The organism is Nocardiopsis chromatogenes YIM 90109 (assembly GCF_000341185.1).
GTDB classification, from domain to species: Bacteria; Actinomycetota; Actinomycetes; order Streptosporangiales; family Streptosporangiaceae; genus Nocardiopsis_A; species Nocardiopsis_A chromatogenes.
Window position 1 is genome coordinate 1 of the sequence record NZ_ANBH01000032.1, and the last position, 17604, is coordinate 17604.

Below are 17604 nucleotides of genomic sequence, written 5' to 3' on the forward strand. Positions count from 1 at the left end.
GCGTCGGCCAGGTAGCCGAAGGCGGCGTGGTTGACCACCAGCTCGCGGCTGTCGCACTCGGCCAGCCCGTCGTCGTAGGAGGCGCCGATCTCCTCCAGCTCGCCGCGGACCTCCTCGGCATTGGCCCGGTAGGCGTCCGCGCCGTCCGGGTCGGCCTCGGCCAGCCGGTCGGCGAGCCCGTCGGCGGTCTCGGCCATCCGGTCGGTGTCCAGCCACATGTGCGGGTCCAGCTCGCCGTGGTCGTGGCCGTCGCCCTCGGAGTGCTCCCCGCCCTCCTCGGCGTGCCCGTCCCCGTCCCCGTGCTCCCCGTCCTCGTGGTCCTCGTGGCCGTGGGCCTCGTCGGCGTGCTCCCCGTCCTCGTGGCCCTCGTCGCCGTGGCCCTCCTCGCCGGTGTCGTTGTGGCGCAGCTCGACCAGGTCGGCCACGTCCAGCGCGGTGCCCTCGGCGGCGACCTCGGCGACGGCGTCGTCCACGGCCGGCTGCAGCCCGTCCACGTAGAAGACCACGTCGGCGTCGGCGACCTCGCCGGTCTGCCGCCCGGTCAGCTCCAGGTCGTGCGGCTCGGTTCCGGGTTCGGTGAGGTTGGAGACCTCGGTGCGGTCCCCGCCGACCTGCTCGGCCAGCCACTGCAGGGGGTAGACACCGGTGACGACGGTGACCTCGGCGCCGCCCCCGCCCCCGTCGGCGCCCCCGTCGGTGCTCCCGCACCCGGTGAGCGCGACCGCGGCGGCCGCTCCGGCCGCCATCACCTTGACCGTCGTCCTGGTTCTCATAGGACGATGATCGGGAAAATGAAAATGATTGTCAATTTTGCCGATTCGCCCGGTCCCGGGCGCGCATCCGCGGCGGCTCAGTTGATCTCGGCGAACCGCTCCACGTCGTCGGTCTTGCCTGCGACAACGATCACATCGCCCTTCTGCGGCACGGTGTTCTCGGTGGCGTAGGTGAACTGCTCCCCGTGGTGCTTGATGCTGACCACCGTGATGCCGTACTTGGCGCGGATGCCGGTGTCGCCCAGGCGGCGGCCGATGACCTCGCGCGGGGCGCGCGTCTTGCCCAGGGCGAAGCCCTCCTCGATCTCGACGTAGTCGAGCATCCGGCCCGAGACCAGGTGCGCCACCCGCTCGCCCATGTCGTGCTCGGGCAGCACCACGTGGTGCACCCCCACCTGCTGCAGGATGCGCCCGTGGCGGCGGCTGACCGCCTTGGCCCAGATGTGCGGCACCCCCATGTCCACCAGCAGCGAGGCGGCCAGGATGCTCTCCTCCAGGTGGGTGCCGATCGCCACCACCGCACGGGTGAACTCCTGGGCGCCGATCTGGCGCAGGGCCTCCTCGTCGGTGGCGTCGGCGACCACGGTGTGGGTCAGCGACTCGGCGTAGGCCTGGACCAGCCGCGGGCTGGAGTCCATGCCCAGGACCTCCCAGTTGTGCGCCACCAGCTCCAGGGCCAGGGAGCTGCCGAACCGGCCCAGCCCGATCACGAGGACGCGCTTGTCGTTGGTCTTGCTGCGCGGCACTGGCGTTTCTCCTTGTTCGACTATCCGATGATGGGGCGCGACTCGGGCAGGTCGTAGCGCTTGGCCCGCTCCCGCAGGGCCAGGGCCGCCGCGAAGGTCACCGGCCCGATCCGGCCGGCGACCATGAGCACGACCAGCAGGATATGCGCGCCCGGGGGCAGGTCGGCGGTGATGCCCATGGACAGGCCGACCACGCCGGAGGCCGAGATGACCTCGAACAGCACCGGCACCAGGTCGAAGGAGGTGGCGGCGACGAGCGCGACGGTGGAGACCACCACCACCGTCATGGACAGGAAGAGCAGGCTGAGCGACTGCCGGATGACCCCGGGCGAGAGCTTGCGGCCGAAGACGTGCACGCTCGGGTTGCCGCGGATCTCCGCCCACACCACGAGGAAGATCACCGCCAGGGTGGCCACCTTGATGCCGCCTGCGGTCCCGGCGCTGCCCCCGCCGACGAACATCAGCATCATGACCACCATCAGGGTGGACTGGTTCATCGCGCCGACGTCGACCACGTTGAACCCGCCGCTGCGCGGCATGATCCCGTGGAACGTGCCGTCCAGCACCCGCTGCCACCAGCTCATCTGTCCAAGGGTCGCGGGGTTGTTCCACTCCAGGGCGGTGACCGCGACCGCGCCGCCGACGAACAGCAGCGCCGTGGTGACCACGGTGAGCTTGGCGTGCAGGGTCCACCGCCGCGGGCGCGCCAGGTGGCGGCGGAGCTCCAGCAGGACCGGGAAGCCCAGCCCGCCCAGGATGGTGGCCAGCGCCGCGGGCAGGACCACCAGCGGGTCGGCGGCGAAGCGGGTGAGGCTGTCGGTGTACAGGGACAGCCCGGCGTTGTTGAAGGCCGACACCGAATGGAACACGCCCCGGTACAGCGCCGAATGCGGCTCCATTCCGTGCTCCAGCCAGAAGCGGGGCACCAGGACGGCGGCCACGGCGGCCTCGCACGCGAGGCTGACGACCACGACCCGGCCCACCACCCCGCGCAGGTCGCCCACCTGCAGGGCCCGCGTCTCGGCCTGCACGCTGAGCTGCATGCGCAGGCCGAAGCGGTGGATCACCACCACGCCCAGCACCGAGGCCAGCGTCATGATGCCGATCCCGCCGATCTGGATGAGGACCGCCACGGTGATCTGGCCGAAGTGGGAGAGGTCGGCGCCCAGGTCGATGACGGTCAGGCCGCACACGGCCAGGGCGGTGGTGGAGGTGAACAGCGCATCGACGAAGGTGAGCCGTTCGCCCTCGGCGTGCGCGGCCGGGAGCATGAGCAGTCCGGCGCCGACCAGGTCCACTGCCAGGAAGCACAGGACGAAGATGCTCGCGGGCCGTTTCCACAGGCTGCGCAAGGGGTCGTCGCGCCGGCTCCGGGGCTGCGATTCCTCGCCGAACCCAGAGGCGGCCGTTCTCCGTCGCATCGCTCGCTCCGTGTCCTGGTGGCCTGTGTCCCGGCCCGCCTCGGAGCCCGGTCCGTTCCGGCCGTCAGTGTCCTATGAAACCGCGTCGTGGGCGGGACGGGGGTCCCTCGCGGGGCGTGTCGGGCCGCGCCCGCCCGGCCCGCGGATCACTCCGCGGGCCGGGCGGGCTCGCCCTCGCCGTCGGTCTCGGCCGTCCGCGCCCCCAGGCGCCGGTAGTGGGCGCTGCGGGTGGCCAGCACGCAGGTGGCCAGCACGGTGGCGATGAGGGAGGCGATGATCACGCCGGACTTGGCGTCCTCCAGCATCTGCAGGTCGTCCGGGAAGCTCAGCTCGGTGATGAGCAGGGAGACGGTGAAGCCGATCCCGGCGAGCATCGCCATCCCGGCGATGTCGATCCAGCTCAGACTGGGGTTCAGTTCGGCGGAGGTGAGCTTGGTGGTCACCCAGGACCCGCCGAGGATGCCGATCAGCTTTCCGGCGACCAGGCCCAGGATGACGCCCAGCGCGGCGGTGTCGGTGAAGATGGTGCCGAACCCGGTGAAGACCACCCCGGCCGACATCAGCGCGAAGACCGGCAGCACCAGCCCGTGCGCCCAGGGGCGCAGCAGGTGCTCGGCGTGGTGCGAGGGCGTCTCGTACTCGTCGGCGTGGGCCGTGGTGCGCATGAGCATGCCCATGGCCACCCCGGCGATGGTGGCGTGCACGCCGCTGCCGTGCACCAGCACCCAGATGGCCGCGGCCAGCGGCACGTAGACGGTCCAGTTGGGCAGCCGGGAGGCGTTGAGGCGCGCGGCCAGGCCCTTGCCGCGCTGGAGGTAGCCGAACAGGGCCAGCAGGGCGATGGCGCCCAGCAGCGGGAGGAAGGAGACGTGGTCGGTGTAGAAGACCGCGATGACGATGATCGCGCCGAGGTCGTCGACGATGGCCAGGGTGAGCAGGAAGGTGCGCAGCGCCGGGGGCAGGTAGCGCCCGATCACGGCGAGCACCGCCACCGCGAAGGCGATGTCGGTGGCCATCGGGATGCCCCAGCCGCCCAGCGCCTCGGGGCGGCCCAGGTTGACGCCGGTGTAGATGAGCGCGGGCACGGCCATGCCGCAGACCGCGGCCACGATGGGCAGCACCGCCCGGCGCGGGTTGCGCAGCTCGCCGTGGACGAACTCCTGCTTGAGCTCGTTGCCGACGATGAAGAAGAAGACCGCCAGCAGGGCGTCGGAGGCCCAGGCCTCCACCGACAGGTCCAGGTGCAGCCCGGAGGGGCCGAAGGTGAAGGACCGGATGGCCTCGTAGGCGCCTCCGGCGGGGGAGTTGGCCCATATCAGCGCCGCCGCCGCGCCGATGATCAGCAGGAACCCCGCGACCACGTCCTCGCGCAGAAGCTCGGCGACCCCTTTGAGGCCGCGGCGTTGTGAGGCCATGTGTTGCGCTCCCCCCGAACCGGCTCGGCTTTCCTGCTGCGGCGTGTGCCGACGTCGTCCCGGAACCGGCCGTGCGGGGGGCGTCGCGGCCGCGGGCGTTCAGCCGCGCCCCCGGAACGCCGCGCGGCGCGCCGCGCGGATGCGCCGGGCCGCGTGGGCCTGCCGTGGACGGGGCGCCGTCGACCCGACCTCGTCGAGGATACTCACGGGGCGGTCCGGATCGGACCACCAGGGCGTGTTGCGCGGGATCAGTCCCGTAGAGGGCACCGGCGGCGCCATGTCCATCGCACGGCCGCCGTGGTCCCGGGAGGCAGGGGGACTGGGCCCGGTCGGCCGTCGACCGATGAGGACACGGCGAGGGGCGTGCCCGGGCGTTGCGCAGCAGGTCTGACCCGTGCGACTCGCCCTGGGCCAAAGAGGGCGGGCCCGGAAGTGTCGCGCCTCCGGCGGCGTTCCCGTCGGGGCCGCCGCCGGGCTACCGGTGGCGCGCGCCCTCGTGTTCGGCGTGGCCGGCGGGTTCGAGCTGGAGTGTGGAGTGCTCCACGTCGAAGTGGCCGTCCAGGCAGGCGTGCAGCTCGTCCAGCATGCGCCCGGCGTCGGCCAGGTGGTCGTCGGTGACCACCACGTGGGCCGAGAGCACCGGCACCCCCGAGGTGATGGTCCAGGCGTGCAGGTCGTGCACGTCGATCACGCCGGGCTGGCGCAGCATGTGCGTGCGGACCTCCTCCAGGTCCACCCCGCGGGGCACTGCCTCCAGCAGCACGTGCACCGATTCGCGCAGCAGCGACCAGGCGCGCGGCACGATGATGGCGGCGATGATGAGCGAGACGGCGGTGTCCACCGCCGACCAGCCGGTGGCCCAGATGACCACGCCGCCGACGATGACGCCGACCGAGGCCATGGCGTCGCCCATGACCTCCAGGTAGGCGCCGCGCACGTTCAGGCTCTCCTGCTGCCCCGAGCGCAGCACCAGCAGCGCCACGATGTTCATCACCAGCCCGAACGCGGCCACGCCGACCACCCAGGGTCCGGCGACCTCCCGGGGCTCGGTGATCCGCTCGATGGCCTCGTAGGCGATGTAGGCGCACAGCAGGAAGAGCAGCACCGCGTTGAGCGCGGCGGCCAGCACCTCGGCCCGCTGGAGCCCGAAGGTGCGGCGGCTGTCCGGCGGCCGGGCGGCGATCCACACCGCGAACAGCGCCAGCATCACCCCGGCCGAGTCGGTGACGGTGTGCCCGGCGTCGGCGAGCAGCGCCAGGCTGCCGGACAGCGCGGCGCCGGTGACCTGGACGACGGCGACGGACAGCATCAGCCCCAGGACCAGGGCGAGGCGGCCGCGGTGGGCGCCCCCGGCGGTGGCGTGCCCGTGTCCGTGTCCGTGGCCGGCTCCCATGGTGCCTCCTGGCGGTCGGGGGCGGCGGAGCGCCGCCGAACAGTTCAGCCGTCACTGTTTATACAGCTTCGGCTGTCTATACAGCAAATACTGTAAAATGGTTTTCATGTTGACCTCCGAGCAGCGCCTCTCCGCGATCCACCGCCTCGGCCGCGCCCTGGCCGACCCGACGCGCTGCCGCCTGCTGCTCGCCCTGCTGGAGGGGCCCCGCCACCCCGCCGGGCTCGCCGACACGCTGGGTCTTACCCGGCAGAACGTCTCGAACCACCTCGCCTGCCTGCGGGAATGCGGCCTGGTCCAGGGCCGCCAGCGGGGCCGCCAGGTCACCTACGAGCTGGTCGACGCCTCCCTCGCGCACGCCTTGGAGGACCTGCTGGGCGTGGTGTGGGGCGTGGCCGAGGAGCACACCCCGCCGGGGGAGACCACCCCCGTTCCCGCGGGCTGACCCGCCCGCGCGGCCCACCGGGCCGCCCTAGCTGTACTGACCACAGAGGTTGGGTACAGCCCGGCGGCCGGTCCCGGACCGGCCGGTTCCGGCCCCGGACACGGCCGGGTAACGCCAACCCTGACACAGGGCTGACACACCCCTGAGAGACCCCTGAATCCGGCCCGAACCGGCCCACCTTGCTCCGAGACGCGAAGTATCGTGTGGTTCGCGTGCCCGGCACACCCGGCGGCCCCGTTCCCGCCCGCGGGTGAGACCCAACCGCCCGGCGCGGCACCGCGCACGGTCGCGCGGTCCGGCGCGGCGGCGACCGCACGATCTGAACTTCCGTCGAGGAGCACCGACTCTCATGTCCTCATCTGCCGAGAACGCTCTTGGCGACCCCGCGACCGGCCGCCCCTCCCCGGGCGCGCCCGTGAGCGGAGGCGCCCGATGAACCGACTGGTCACGACGTCCTTGGGCAACCGGGCGCTGATCCTGCTGGTGACGCTGTCGGCCGTGGTCTTCGGCGTGCTCGCCGCCGGCTCGGCCAAGCGCGAGCTGATGCCCTCCATGGACCTGCCCATGGTCATGGTCGGCGCCCAGTACCAGGGCGCCTCACCCGAGGTGGTGGAGAACGAGGTCACGCTGCCGCTGGAGCAGGCGGTCAAGGGCGTGTCCGGCGTCTCCTCCTACACCTCCACCTCCGCCAACGGAAGCGCGCAGGTGGTCGCCGAGTTCGACTACGGCGACAGCACCGACGACGTGGTGCGCGACGTCCAGCGCGCCGTCGACCAGGTCGAGGGCCAGCTGCCCGACGACGTGGAGCCCAGCGTGCAGTCCTTCGGCCTGGACGACATGCCGGTGGTCATGCTCGCGGTCGGCGCGGGCGACGACGACGCCCAGGCACTGGCCGAGCCGCTGCAGGAGACCGTGGTCCCCGACATCGAGTCGATCGACGGCGTGCGCGCCGCGATGGTGACCGGCGTCGAGGAGTCCTCGGTCTCGGTCACCCCGGACGAGGACGAGCTGGAGGACGCCGGGCTCAGCGACGCCGACGTCACCGCGGCCCTGCAGTCCAGCGGCGTGCTCTCGCCCGGCGGCGACATCACCGAGGACGACCGCACCCTGACCGTCACCACCGGCTCGCGCCTGGAGTCCCTGGAGGACATCGAGGACGTCCGGGTGGTGCCCGGCGCCGGGGGCGGCGGGGCCGCCGCCGGCGGGCAGGGCGCCGGAGGCGCCGCGGGCGCGGCCGGTGCGGCCGGTGCGGCCGGGGCCCCGCAGGACGCGCCCGAACCGGTGCGCCTGGGCGAGGTCGCCGACGTCGCGCTGGAGACCGAGGACAACGGCTCCATCACCCGCACCGACGGCAAGCCCAGCCTGGGCCTGATGGTGCTGAAGACCCCCGAGGGCAACACCGTCGAGATCTCCGAGGCGGTCCAGGACCGCATGGACGGCATCGAGCAGGCCCTGGGCGGCGGCGCCGAGGCCAGCGTCGTCTTCGACCAGGCGCCCTACATCGACGAGTCCATCGTCGCGATGTTCGAGGAGGGCGTGCTCGGCCTGGCCTTCGCCATCGCGATCATCCTGGCGTTCCTGCTGTCGGTGCGCTCCACGCTGGTGGCGGCGGTGTCCATCCCGGTCTCGCTGCTCGTGGCGATGATCGGCATGGAGGTCTTCGGCTACAGCCTGAACATCCTCACCCTGGGCGCCATCACCGTCTCCATCGGCCGCGTGGTCGACGACTCCATCGTGGTGCTGGAGAACATCCGCCGCCACCTGGGCTACGGCAAGGAGAAGATGGAGGCGGTCGCCACCGGCACCCGCGAGGTCGCCACCGCGATCACCTCCTCCACGCTGACCACCATCGCCGTCTTCCTGCCGATCGGCTTCGTCGGCGGCATGGTCGGCGAGCTGTTCCGGCCCTTCGCGGTCACCGTCAGCATCGCGCTGGCCGCCTCCCTGCTGGTGGCGCTGACCATCATCCCGGTGCTGGCCTACTGGTTCATGAGGCCGCGGCCGGTCCCGCCGGAGGAGGCCGAGCGCATCATGGCCGAGGAGCGCGCCAAGGAGCTGCGCTCCCCGCTGCAGCGCGCCTACCTGCCGGTCATCCGCTGGACCACCCGCCACCGGGTGCTCTCCCTGACGGCCTGCGTCGCGCTGCTGATCGGCACGTTCGCGCTGGCCTTCAGCCCCGCCCTGAAGACCAACTTCCTGGGCGACGAAGGGCAGAACACCTACCAGGCCACCCAGGAGCTGCCGCCCGGCACCTCGGTCGCCGAGGCCGACGCCGAGGCCGAGAAGGTCGAGGAGAAGCTGGACGGGCTCGCCTGGGTGGAGTCCTACCAGGCCTCCGTCGGCGGCGGCGGGGACCCGATGGCCGCGATGGCGGGCGGCGGCGGTGCCGGGTCCACCAGCTTCACCATCACCACCGACCCCGACGGCGACCAGGAGGCCTACAAGGAGAAGCTGCGCCAGGCCTTCGCCGACGTGGACACCGACCACGAGGTGGCCCTCGCCGACTCCGGCGGGATGGGATCGGCGCTGGAGGTCCAGGTCACCGCGGACGACCCGGAGACGCTGGAGGAGGCCGCCGCCCAGGTCGAGGAGGCGGTGCGCGGCATCGACGGCGCCGCCGACGTGGAGAACAGCATCTCCGCCGCGCTGCCCATGCTCCAGGTGCGCGTGGACAAGGAGGAGGCCGCCGACGAGGGCCTCAGCGAGGTCCAGGTCGGCCAGGCCGTCTCCCAGGCCTTCCGGGGCGAGACCGTCGGCAGTGCCACCATCGACGAGCGCCGCCACGACGTGGTCGTGCACGTCCGGGCCGCCCCCGACTCGGTGAAGGACCTGGAGGAGCTGGAGCTGGCCGCGCCCGCGGGCGGCACGGTCGAGCTCAAGGACGTCGCCGACGTCGAGGAGGTCGTGCAGGCGCCGGAGCTCAACCGCGTCGACGGCGTCACCAGCGCCACGGTGTCGGCCTCGCCCACCGCCGACGACCTGGGGCGGGTCAGCACCGAACTGGCGCAGGCGCTGGACGGGCTGGACCTGCCCGAGGGCGCCTCGGCCGAGATCGGCGGCGTCAGCTCCGACCAGACCGAGGCCTTCGCCCAGCTCGGCATCGCCATGCTGGCCGCGGTGGTGATCGTGTACCTGATCATGGTCGCCACCTTCAAGAGCCTCATGCAGCCCTTCATCCTGCTGGTGTCGATCCCCTTCGCCGCCACCGGGTCGCTGGGCCTGCTGATGCTCACCGGCCAGCCGCTGGGGCTGCCCGCCATGATCGGCCTGCTGATGCTGATCGGCGTCGTGGTCACCAACGCCATCGTGCTCATCGACCTGATCAACCAGTACCGGGCCCGCGGCATGGAGCTGCGCGAGGCGGTCGTGGAGGGCTCCCGGCACCGGCTGCGCCCGATCCTGATGACGGCGCTGGCCACCATGGGGGCGCTGACCCCGATGGCGCTGGGCATCACCGGCGGCGGGGCGTTCATCTCCCAGCCGCTGGCGCTGGTGGTCATCGGCGGCCTGTTCACCTCGACGCTGCTCACCCTGGTGCTCGTGCCGGTGCTCTACACCATGGCCGAGGGCCGCAAGGAGCGCCGCGCCAAGCGCCGGGCGGCCAAGCACGAGGCGGCGCTGGACAAGGTCCGGGCCGAGCGGGAGCGCGAGCGCGCCGGAGCCGCCGCGGCCCCGGGCGAGGGTCCCGAGGCCGGCTGACCGGGTCCGGCCGCGGCCGGACCGGAACCCGCGTGAGCGGGGAGCCGGATCCCGGCCCGCGGGGCGGCGGGCGGGGCGCACCGCCCGCCGCCCCCGTGCGCCTGTGCGCTGGGGCGCCGCCCCGCAGGCCCCCCGACCTGGCCCGCCGCCTCCGCGGCGGTGTCGGGCGGCACCGCCGCGCCGTTTTGCGATCCGCTGTTATCCCAGGCAAGCTGCCCCTTATGGATAGCAGGGACAGGGACCTCGACGACCTCGTCCGCCAGGAGCTGGGGGAGGAGCCGTCGCAGGAGGCCAAGGACTACGCCCGCGAGCTCTATGAGAAGTACCGGGCCAAGGTGTTCGGCGCCGAGACGGGCGAGCAGGACGAGAAGACCGACGGGGCCGAAGGGAGCGAGTAGTGCTCGGGCCTGGGCCCAGCCGCAACGGACCACAGCGACGACGTACCGACGACGGACGGGGTCTCCCCCGCGGGGGAGACCCTTCGTCGTGTCCGGTGCCCTTCGGCCGGGCCCCGGGGACGGTGCGGGCGGTGCGGGCCGTGCGGCCCCTTCAGGCGGTGCGGCGGGCGGCCTCGGGTTCGGTGCCGGGCGCGGGACCGGTGCCGGGCGTGCTCCCCGCGTCGCCTCCGGCCCCGCCGGGGAGGTCGTCGAGCGGGTCCTCGGGGTGCTCCCCGGGTGCCTCGGCGAGCGGGTCCGCGGGCGGGGCGGCCTCGTCGGCCTCCTCCCAGACCAGCTCGTACCAGACGGTCCGGCCCAGCCCGCCGCGGCGGTGCTCGGTCCCCCACTTGGCGGCCAGCGCGTCCACCAGGTCCAGCCCCCGCCCGTGCTCGGCGGTGTCGTAGGGGTCGCGGTGCTGGGCCCGCGGGTGCTCGGGGCTGCCCAAGTCGCGCACCTCCACCCGGGTCCACCCCGGGGCGGTGTGCACGGTGACCTCGAACTTGCCCCCGGAGGTGCCCGAGGCGCTGTGGGTGATGGCGTTGGTGGCCAGCTCGCTGGTGAGCAGGGTCGCGGTGGCGGCCTCGGGGCTGTGCGCCAGCGCCCGCTCCACGAAGCGGCGCGCGTGCTTGATCTGGTGGGCCAGCCCCGGGAACCGGCGGCGGGCCGGCGGTCCCGGGGCGTCGGGCTCTGCGGGGTGCTCTGTCATGGTCATCGCCGGACGATCGATGGACGGATGGATCGTGCCCGGGCGCGGGGCGCGTCCGAGCGGGTCCTCGCCGGGCGGCGTCCGATGCCCGCGCGGGTCACGGCGCTGGAGGAATCGGCCGAGGACCGCTCGTCAGGGGGACGGTGTGGACTTGTCGGGCGGTCGGCGCCGCCGAGGGAGGGCACCGGTCGCGGTCAGGGGAGACGAATCCAACCGACAGGATACGCCCGCTGACGTCCGGTGAGTCGCACGGGGGGTGGTGTGGAGCACAGAACCCCCGTGCCCCAGGGGGTGCGGCCCGCACGCCGGGGTGGACGCGGGGACGCTCGCGGGTAGCGGGCGGGCGACAGGCCGGTGAAGGGGCCTCCACGCCGAGAGGTGTTTCGGCTACGGTGCGTCTCAGATGTGGGCCCGCACACACGAGGAGGGCAATGCGTGCCGGGGTGTTGGCGGTGCATTCACCGCGCCTTCACCGCCGCGAGCGGCGCCTTCGCCAGTGTCGGGACGGTCCGGGCGCCGCCGGCCGCGGCTCGCACGGCCGACGGGGCCCGCACGCATCACCCCGTTGACCTCCAGGAGGAGTTCCGTGCCCGATTCCGCGCCCCGACGCTCCCTGCCGATCATCGGTCAGGCGGGCGGCGGGAGATCCAGGGCCACCTGCCGCCTCCGATGCGGCGACGCCTGCTTCCACGAGGCCCCCAACACCAGCGCCAACCCCTATTTCGGCGACATCTTCGGCGCCATGGTCTCGCGCCGGAACGCGTTGCGCGCCGGGGCCGTGGGCACCGGCGCGGCCGCCGGGTTCGCCGCCCTGGGCGGGCTGTCCGCGCCCGCCATGGCCGACCCCGCCAACGGCAGGGGCAACCCGCGCCTGCGCTTCGAGGGCCTGCCCCCGGGCGACACGGACGCCGTCGAGGTGCCCGAGGGCTATGAGCAGAGCGTCGTCATCAGCTGGGGCGACCCCGTGCTGCCGGACGCGCCCGAGTTCGACTTCGACAACCAGACCGCCGAGGCCCAGGCCAAGCAGTTCGGCTACAACTGCGACTACGTCGGCTTCCTGCCGCTGGACCGCGGCCACGGCCACGGGTACGGCCACGGCCGTGGGCACGGCCGTGGGCACGGCAAGGGGCGCAAGCACCGGCCGAAGCGCGCGCTGCTGTACGTCAACCACGAGTACACCAACGAGAACATCATGTTCCGCGGGTACTCCGACGACACCGCCACCGAAGAGCAGATGCGCATCGCCATGGCCGCCCACGGCGGCTCGGTCGTGGAGATCGAGCGGGTGGGCCGCACCGGGGAGTGGAAGCCCGCCGACGGCGAGCGCCGCTTCAACCGCCGCATCACCGCCTCCACCCCCTTCGAGGTCACCGGTCCGGCCGCCGGCAGCGAGCTGCTGCGCACCGAGGCCGACCCGTCGGGCACCGAGGTGCTGGGCATGCTGAACAACTGCTCCGGCGGGACCACCCCGTGGGGCACCTTCCTCTCCGGCGAGGAGAACTTCAACCAGTACTTCGTCAACGCCGACTCCGCCCCGGAGGACGTGCGGGAGAAGCTGGCGCGCTACGGAATGCGCGGCGGCGAGCAGGGGCGCCGCTGGAACCGCGTCGACGAGCGGTTCGACCTGTCCAAGCACCCCAACGAGGCCAACCGCTTCGGCTGGGTGGTCGAGATCGACCCGACCGACCCCGACGCCAAGCCGCGCAAGCGCACCATGCTGGGCCGCTTCAAGCACGAGGCCGCCAACCCGCGCGTCACCGACGACGGGCGCGTGGCCGTGTACATGGGCGACGACGAGCGGTTCGACTACATGTACAAGTTCGTCAGCGCCAAGCGGATCCGGTGGGGGTCGGCCCGGCACAACGCCACCCTGCTGGACACCGGGACGCTCTACGTCGCCAGGCTGAGCGGGAACAGCCCGGACGAGGAGTTCGACGGCTCCGGCGAGCTGCCCTCGGACGGCGCCTTCGACGGTGTGGGCGAGTGGGTCGCGCTGTGCACCGACACCGAGAGCTTCGTCGAGGGCATGAGCGTGGCCGAGGTGCTGGTCTACACCCGCCTCGCCGCCGACAAGGCGGGCGCCACCAAGATGGACCGCCCCGAGGACTTCGAGCCCAACCCGGTCACCGGCAAGGTCTACTGCGCGCTCACCAACAACAGCGCGCGCGAGCCCGGCCAGGCGGACGAGCCCAACCCGCGCGGGCCCAACAAGCACGGCCACATCCTGGAGATCACCGAGGCCGGGAACGACTCCGGGGCCACCGAGTTCACCTGGGACGTGCCCATCCTCTGCGGCGACCCCGACGACGAGAGCACCTACTTCGCCGGGTTCGACAAGTCGAAGGTGGCGGCGATCTCGTCGCCGGACAACCTCACCTTCGACGAGCACGGCAACCTGTGGATCTCCACCGACGGCCAGGGCAAGCTGGACATCAACGACGCCCTGCACGCGGTCCCCATGCACGGCAAGTACAAGGGCGAGCTGAAGACCTTCGCCACCGTGCCGCTGGGCGCCGAGTGCTGCGGCCCGCTCATCACCGAGGACCAGAAGACGGTGTTCATCGCTCCGCAGCACCCCGGTGACGGGGGCACGGTGGAGGAGCCCGAGAGCACCTGGCCGAACGGGGACTTCCCGCGCCCCTCGGTCGTGGCCATCTGGCACTCCCGGGGCAAGGACATCGGCAGCTGACCCGGTGGCCGGACCACGGGGCGGGGCGGCCGCGCGGCCGCCCCGCCCCTTCGCCGCTCTTCTCGGGGCCGACGCGGGTCCGGCGCCGTCGGTGCGCACCCCACCGTTCCGAGGTGGAATGATGGGATCCATGGTGCGAGAAGCAGACATTCCGCGGCTGGACGTTCCGAGCGCGGGGGTCCACCGCGCCGCCCCCGAGCGCTACGACGGGCGCATGCCCTACCGGCGCACCGGGCGCAGCGGCCTCGACCTGCCCGCGATCTCGCTGGGGCTGTGGCACAACTTCGGCGACGACCGGGCGCTGGCCGACCAGCGGGCGGTGCTGCGCCGGGCCTTCGACCTCGGCGTCACCCACTTCGACCTGGCCAACAACTACGGCCCGCCGCCCGGCTCGGCCGAGCTGAACTTCGGCCGCATCCTGCGCGAGGACTTCCGCGCCTACCGGGACGAGCTGGTCGTCTCCACCAAGGCGGGGTACGAGATGTGGCCCGGCCCCTACGGCAGCGGCGGGGGCTCGCGCAAATACCTGCTGGCCAGCCTGGACCAGTCGCTGGCCCGGATGGGCCTGGACCACGTCGACATCTTCTACAGCCACCGGTTCGACCCCGACACCCCGCTCGAAGAGACGATGGGCGCCCTGGACGCCGCCGTGCGCTCGGGCAAGGCGCTCTACGCGGGGATCTCCTCCTACTCCCCGGAGCGCACCGCCGAGGCGGCCGCGATCATGCGGGGGCTGGGCACACCGCTGCTCATCCACCAGCCCTCCTACTCGATGGTGAACCGGTGGATCGAGGACACCGGCCTGCTGGACACCCTGGAGGCCGAGGGCATGGGCTGCATCGCCTTCTCGCCGCTGGCCCAGGGCATGCTCACCGGCAAGTACCTGGACGGCGTGCCCGAAGGGTCGCGGGCGGCGTCCGGCAAGAAGTCCTTCCGCCCCGAGTGGCTCAACGACGACACCCAGGCGACGGTGCGCGCCCTGAACGGCATCGCCGCCGACCGCGGGCAGACCCTGGCCCAGCTCGCCCTGCAGTGGGCGATGCGCGACCCGCGGGTGACCTCGGTGCTGATCGGCGCCAGCAGCGTGGAGCAGCTTGAGGACAGCCTGGAGGCGGTGCGCGGCCCCGAGCTGACCGCCGACGAGCTGTCCGCGATCGACACCCGCGCCAAGGAGCTGGGCGTCAACATCTGGAAGCGCTCCAGCGACGGCTGACCGCCCCGTTCCGGTCTCGGGACACCGGCCTCGGGGCGGGCCCGCCCACGGCCGGCCTCCCCGAGGCCGGCGGGCAGGGCCGCGACGGACCGGGGAGGGGCGGAGGGGGCCGATGGGCGGCACGACGATCGCGGTGCGCGGCGCGCAGCCGGGGGACGCCGAGGCGATGGCGGAGGTGTTCCGTGAGGCGGGGGCGGTCGGCTGGCGCCACTTCCTGCCGGAGGAGGAGCTGCGGGCCGAACCGCCGCGCCCGGGGGTCTACGCCGCGGGGATCGGCGCCCCGGAGACGCGGGTGTTCGTCGCCGAGGCGGCCGGGCCCGAAGACGGGGACGCGGACGGCCCGCACGGGCCGTCCGGGCGGCCCTGCGGCCGGATCGCCGGTTTCGCCCTGTGGCGCCCGCCGATCGACCCGGCCGCTCCGTGCGACGAGGCCGAGCTGCACCTGTTCTACGTGCACCCCGACCACTGGGGCGACGGAACGGCACGCCTCCTGATGGGCGCGGTGCTGCGGTCGATGCGCTCCGAGGGGCGGCGCAGGGCCACCCTGTGGACGGCCGAGCCCAACCACCGCCCGCGCGCCTTCTACCACCGGGAGGGGTGGGCGCCCGACGGCGGACGCCGCTCCAAGACACGCAACGGGGTCACCTTCACCGAACTGCGCTACGCCCTGGACCTCGACTGAGACGCTCCGGTGCTGATCCCGGGGGAGGCGCCCCTGTCGGCGTTTTCGCGTCCTCCCCCGGGATCGGCCGGAGGCGTCCGTGCGGGTACGCGCGGGGGGCGGGCGCATGGCGCCCGCCCCCCGCGGCGGTCCGGTCCGGCGCGCCTCCCGGTGCCGCTCGGGGACGCACGTGGACACGGTCAGCCGTGCACGTCCTCCCGCTCGCCCGAACCGCCCTTGAGCAGGCTCATCATGCGGTCGGCGCCCTCCGGCCCCCGGGTCATCGCGCTGACCGCCAGCACCGCCAGGGTCGAGGCGATGGAGCCGGGGATCAGCTCGTAGAGGTAGTCGGACAGGGTGTAGTACCAGACCACGGTGACCACGGCCCCGGCGATGATGCCCGCGGCGGCCCCGGCGGCGGTGGTGCCGCGCCAGAACAGGGCCAGCAGCAGGGGCGGGCCGAAGGCCGCGCCGAGCCCGGCCCAGGCGAACAGCACCAGCCAGAACACCAGGTCCTCCATGCCCGGGACATAGAGCAGCCCCACCGCCAGCAGGCACAGGACCAGCACCACCGCGCGGCTGACCCGCACCAGGTGGCGCGGGTTCAGGTCGTCGGCGTCCTTCTTGACGAGCCGCTGGTAGATGTCGCGGACCACGCCGGAGGTGGCCACGAGCAGCTGGGAGTCGGCCGAGGACATGATGGCCGCGAAGACCGCCGCGATGAGCAGCCCGGCGACGATGCCCGGCAGGTAGGCGTTGGCCAGGAAGGGGAAGAGCTGCTCGCTGTCGGCCCCGGGCAGGGCGTCGATGTCGCCGTAGACGGCGCGGCCGGACAGCCCGATGAACACCGCGCCCCAGCCCATGAGCACGTTCCAGACCGTGCCCCACAGGGCGGCCGGGCGCAGGCTGCGCGGGTCGTCGATGGACATGTAGCGCACGACGATGTGCGGCTGGCCGGGCGAGCCCAGGCCGATGCCCACGGCGGCGATGATCCCGCCGAAGCCGATGGCGTAGGGGTCGAGCAGCGCGGGGTCCAGGGCGCGCAGGGTGTCGAACATCGGCCCCCACCCCAGCGAGGCCACCACCACGACCGGAAGCACCACCAGGCCGACGATCATGAAGATGGCCTGCACGGCGTCGCTGAGCGCCACGGCCACGTAGCCGCCCAGCAGGGTGTAGACCAGCACGACCCCGGCGGTGATCCACACGCCGGTGGTGTCGGTGACCCCGAAGGTCCCGGCGAAGGCCTTGCCCCCGGCGGCGAACTGGGAGGAGACGTAGGCGGTCATGAACAGCACGATGACCGTCACGATCAGCACCCGCAGGCCCTGCCCGCCGCCCAGGCGGCTGGCGAAGAAGTCGGGCAGGGTGATGTCCTTCATCCGGCCGGTGAACCGGCGCAGCCGGGGCGCGGCGAACAGGAAGAGGAACAGCTCGACCGTGGTGTAGCCGACCACCGACCACACGGCGGCGGCGCCGTCGACGAAGGCCAGGCCGGTCACGCCGAGCACCAGCCACCCGCTGCGGCCCGAGGTCACCGCGCTCATCGCCACGACGAAGTGCTTCATCGCGCGGCCGCCGAGGAAGAAGTCGGTCATCGAGCCGGACCGCGACCCGGCCGCGTACAGGGCGATGCCGACCAGGAGCAGGAGGTAGAGCCCGAACGAGGCGATGACCGCCCAGTTCGCGTCCACCGAGACGGCGGTGTCGTTCACCGTGTCACCCCCTTGTCCTTCGTGGCCGCGTAGCCGAGGACGGCGGCGACCAGTACCAGGAGCGGTAACACGAACAAGGCGAAGCTCATCGGGGGGTCCTCCGGTTCAATGGGGAACGGCCGCCTGTGCGGGCGGGGAGGCCGCGGCGGACGTCACGCAAGGTAGTGGTCCGGACTCCGGAACACGACCGCGCCGAAGAAGGACGTCTGTGGCCAAGAGTGATCCCCGGTGACATTCGCGGCGCCCGGTTCGGAAGATCGCCAGGGGTGGTGATCGCCGCGTTTTGGAAAG

12 protein-coding genes and 1 pseudogene are annotated in these 17604 nt (G+C 72.9%); 6 read left to right on the forward strand and 7 right to left on the reverse strand.

Annotated features, from left to right (window positions below; genetic code table 11):
* From D476_RS0102750 to D476_RS0102770, 5 genes are all read right to left on the reverse strand, one after another.
* Window positions 1–773 (reverse strand): metal ABC transporter solute-binding protein, Zn/Mn family (locus D476_RS0102750; RefSeq protein ID WP_026123164.1); only part of this gene is annotated, 773 nt, incomplete at its 3' end.
* Window positions 774–850: 77 nt separating this feature from the next.
* Window positions 851–1519 carry a potassium channel family protein gene (locus D476_RS0102755; protein ID WP_017622458.1) on the reverse strand — a complete coding sequence of 223 codons (669 nt, stop codon included), beginning with the start codon at window positions 1517–1519 and terminating at the stop codon, window positions 851–853.
* Window positions 1520–1539: 20 nt separating this feature from the next.
* Window positions 1540–2940, reverse strand: a complete 1401-nt coding sequence (locus D476_RS0102760) for a TrkH family potassium uptake protein (protein ID WP_051061566.1) — start codon at window positions 2938–2940, stop codon at window positions 1540–1542.
* 146 nt (window positions 2941–3086) lie between these two features.
* Window positions 3087–4355 (reverse strand): Na+/H+ antiporter NhaA, encoded by a 1269-nt coding sequence (nhaA, locus tag D476_RS0102765; RefSeq protein WP_017622460.1) that lies wholly within the window; start codon window positions 4353–4355, stop codon window positions 3087–3089.
* A 475-nt stretch (window positions 4356–4830) separates the two neighbouring features.
* The gene (locus D476_RS0102770; protein ID WP_017622461.1) at window positions 4831–5748 is read right to left on the reverse strand and encodes a cation diffusion facilitator family transporter; all 918 of its coding nucleotides are present in this window, start codon (window positions 5746–5748) and stop codon (window positions 4831–4833) included.
* Window positions 5749–5845: 97 nt separating this feature from the next.
* Here D476_RS0102770 and cmtR point away from each other — a divergent pair, with 97 nt between their 5' ends.
* From cmtR to D476_RS38150, 3 genes are all read left to right on the forward strand, one after another.
* Entirely contained in the window at window positions 5846–6193 is a 348-nt protein-coding gene (gene cmtR, locus D476_RS0102775; protein WP_026123165.1) for a Cd(II)/Pb(II)-sensing metalloregulatory transcriptional regulator CmtR, read from the forward strand.
* Window positions 6194–6625: 432 nt separating this feature from the next.
* Window positions 6626–9892, forward strand: coding sequence for an efflux RND transporter permease subunit (locus D476_RS0102780; protein ID WP_017622463.1), 3267 nt, complete (start codon window positions 6626–6628; stop codon window positions 9890–9892).
* A gap of 221 nt (window positions 9893–10113) precedes the next feature.
* The gene (locus tag D476_RS38150) at window positions 10114–10290 is read left to right on the forward strand and encodes a hypothetical protein (RefSeq protein ID WP_017622464.1); all 177 of its coding nucleotides are present in this window, start codon (window positions 10114–10116) and stop codon (window positions 10288–10290) included.
* A 292-nt stretch (window positions 10291–10582) separates the two neighbouring features.
* Here the strand turns inward: D476_RS38150 and D476_RS31875 are convergent.
* Window positions 10583–11041, reverse strand: a pseudogene (locus tag D476_RS31875) (ATP-binding protein); the annotation flags it as partial.
* A 580-nt stretch (window positions 11042–11621) separates the two neighbouring features.
* Between D476_RS31875 and D476_RS0102795 the strand changes: the two are divergent.
* The 3 genes from D476_RS0102795 (at window position 11622) to D476_RS0102805 (ending at window position 15619) form a co-directional block, all read left to right on the forward strand.
* Window positions 11622–13724 carry a PhoX family protein gene (locus tag D476_RS0102795; RefSeq protein WP_017622466.1) on the forward strand — a complete coding sequence of 701 codons (2103 nt, stop codon included), beginning with the start codon at window positions 11622–11624 and terminating at the stop codon, window positions 13722–13724.
* A 130-nt stretch (window positions 13725–13854) separates the two neighbouring features.
* Window positions 13855–14937 (forward strand): L-glyceraldehyde 3-phosphate reductase, encoded by a 1083-nt coding sequence (gene mgrA, locus D476_RS0102800; RefSeq protein ID WP_017622467.1) that lies wholly within the window; start codon window positions 13855–13857, stop codon window positions 14935–14937.
* Between the two features lie 112 nt (window positions 14938–15049).
* The gene (locus D476_RS0102805) at window positions 15050–15619 is read left to right on the forward strand and encodes a GNAT family N-acetyltransferase (protein ID WP_017622468.1); all 570 of its coding nucleotides are present in this window, start codon (window positions 15050–15052) and stop codon (window positions 15617–15619) included.
* A 179-nt stretch (window positions 15620–15798) separates the two neighbouring features.
* Here D476_RS0102805 and D476_RS0102810 read toward each other — a convergent pair whose 3' ends face one another.
* Window positions 15799–17313: a sodium/proline symporter gene (locus tag D476_RS0102810; protein WP_017622469.1), complete on the reverse strand. Its 1515-nt coding sequence runs from the start codon at window positions 17311–17313 to the stop codon at window positions 15799–15801.
* Between the last annotated feature and the right edge of the window lie 291 nt (window positions 17314–17604).

Excerpts from the sequence above, each read along its gene's own strand:
- D476_RS0102760 (WP_051061566.1), bottom strand. The coding sequence starts at position 2,940 with ATGCGACGGAGAACGGCCGCCTCTGGGTTCGGCGAGGAATCGCAGCCC.
- nhaA (WP_017622460.1), bottom strand. The coding sequence starts at position 4,355 with ATGGCCTCACAACGCCGCGGCCTCAAAGGGGTCGCCGAGCTTCTGCGC.
- D476_RS0102770 (WP_017622461.1), bottom strand. The coding sequence starts at position 5,748 with ATGGGAGCCGGCCACGGACACGGACACGGGCACGCCACCGCCGGGGGC.
- cmtR (WP_026123165.1), top strand. The coding sequence starts at position 5,846 with ATGGTTTTCATGTTGACCTCCGAGCAGCGCCTCTCCGCGATCCACCGC.
- D476_RS0102780 (WP_017622463.1), top strand. The coding sequence starts at position 6,626 with ATGAACCGACTGGTCACGACGTCCTTGGGCAACCGGGCGCTGATCCTG.
- D476_RS38150 (WP_017622464.1), top strand. The coding sequence starts at position 10,114 with ATGGATAGCAGGGACAGGGACCTCGACGACCTCGTCCGCCAGGAGCTG.
- mgrA (WP_017622467.1), top strand. The coding sequence starts at position 13,855 with ATGGTGCGAGAAGCAGACATTCCGCGGCTGGACGTTCCGAGCGCGGGG.
- D476_RS0102805 (WP_017622468.1), top strand. The coding sequence starts at position 15,050 with ATGGGCGGCACGACGATCGCGGTGCGCGGCGCGCAGCCGGGGGACGCC.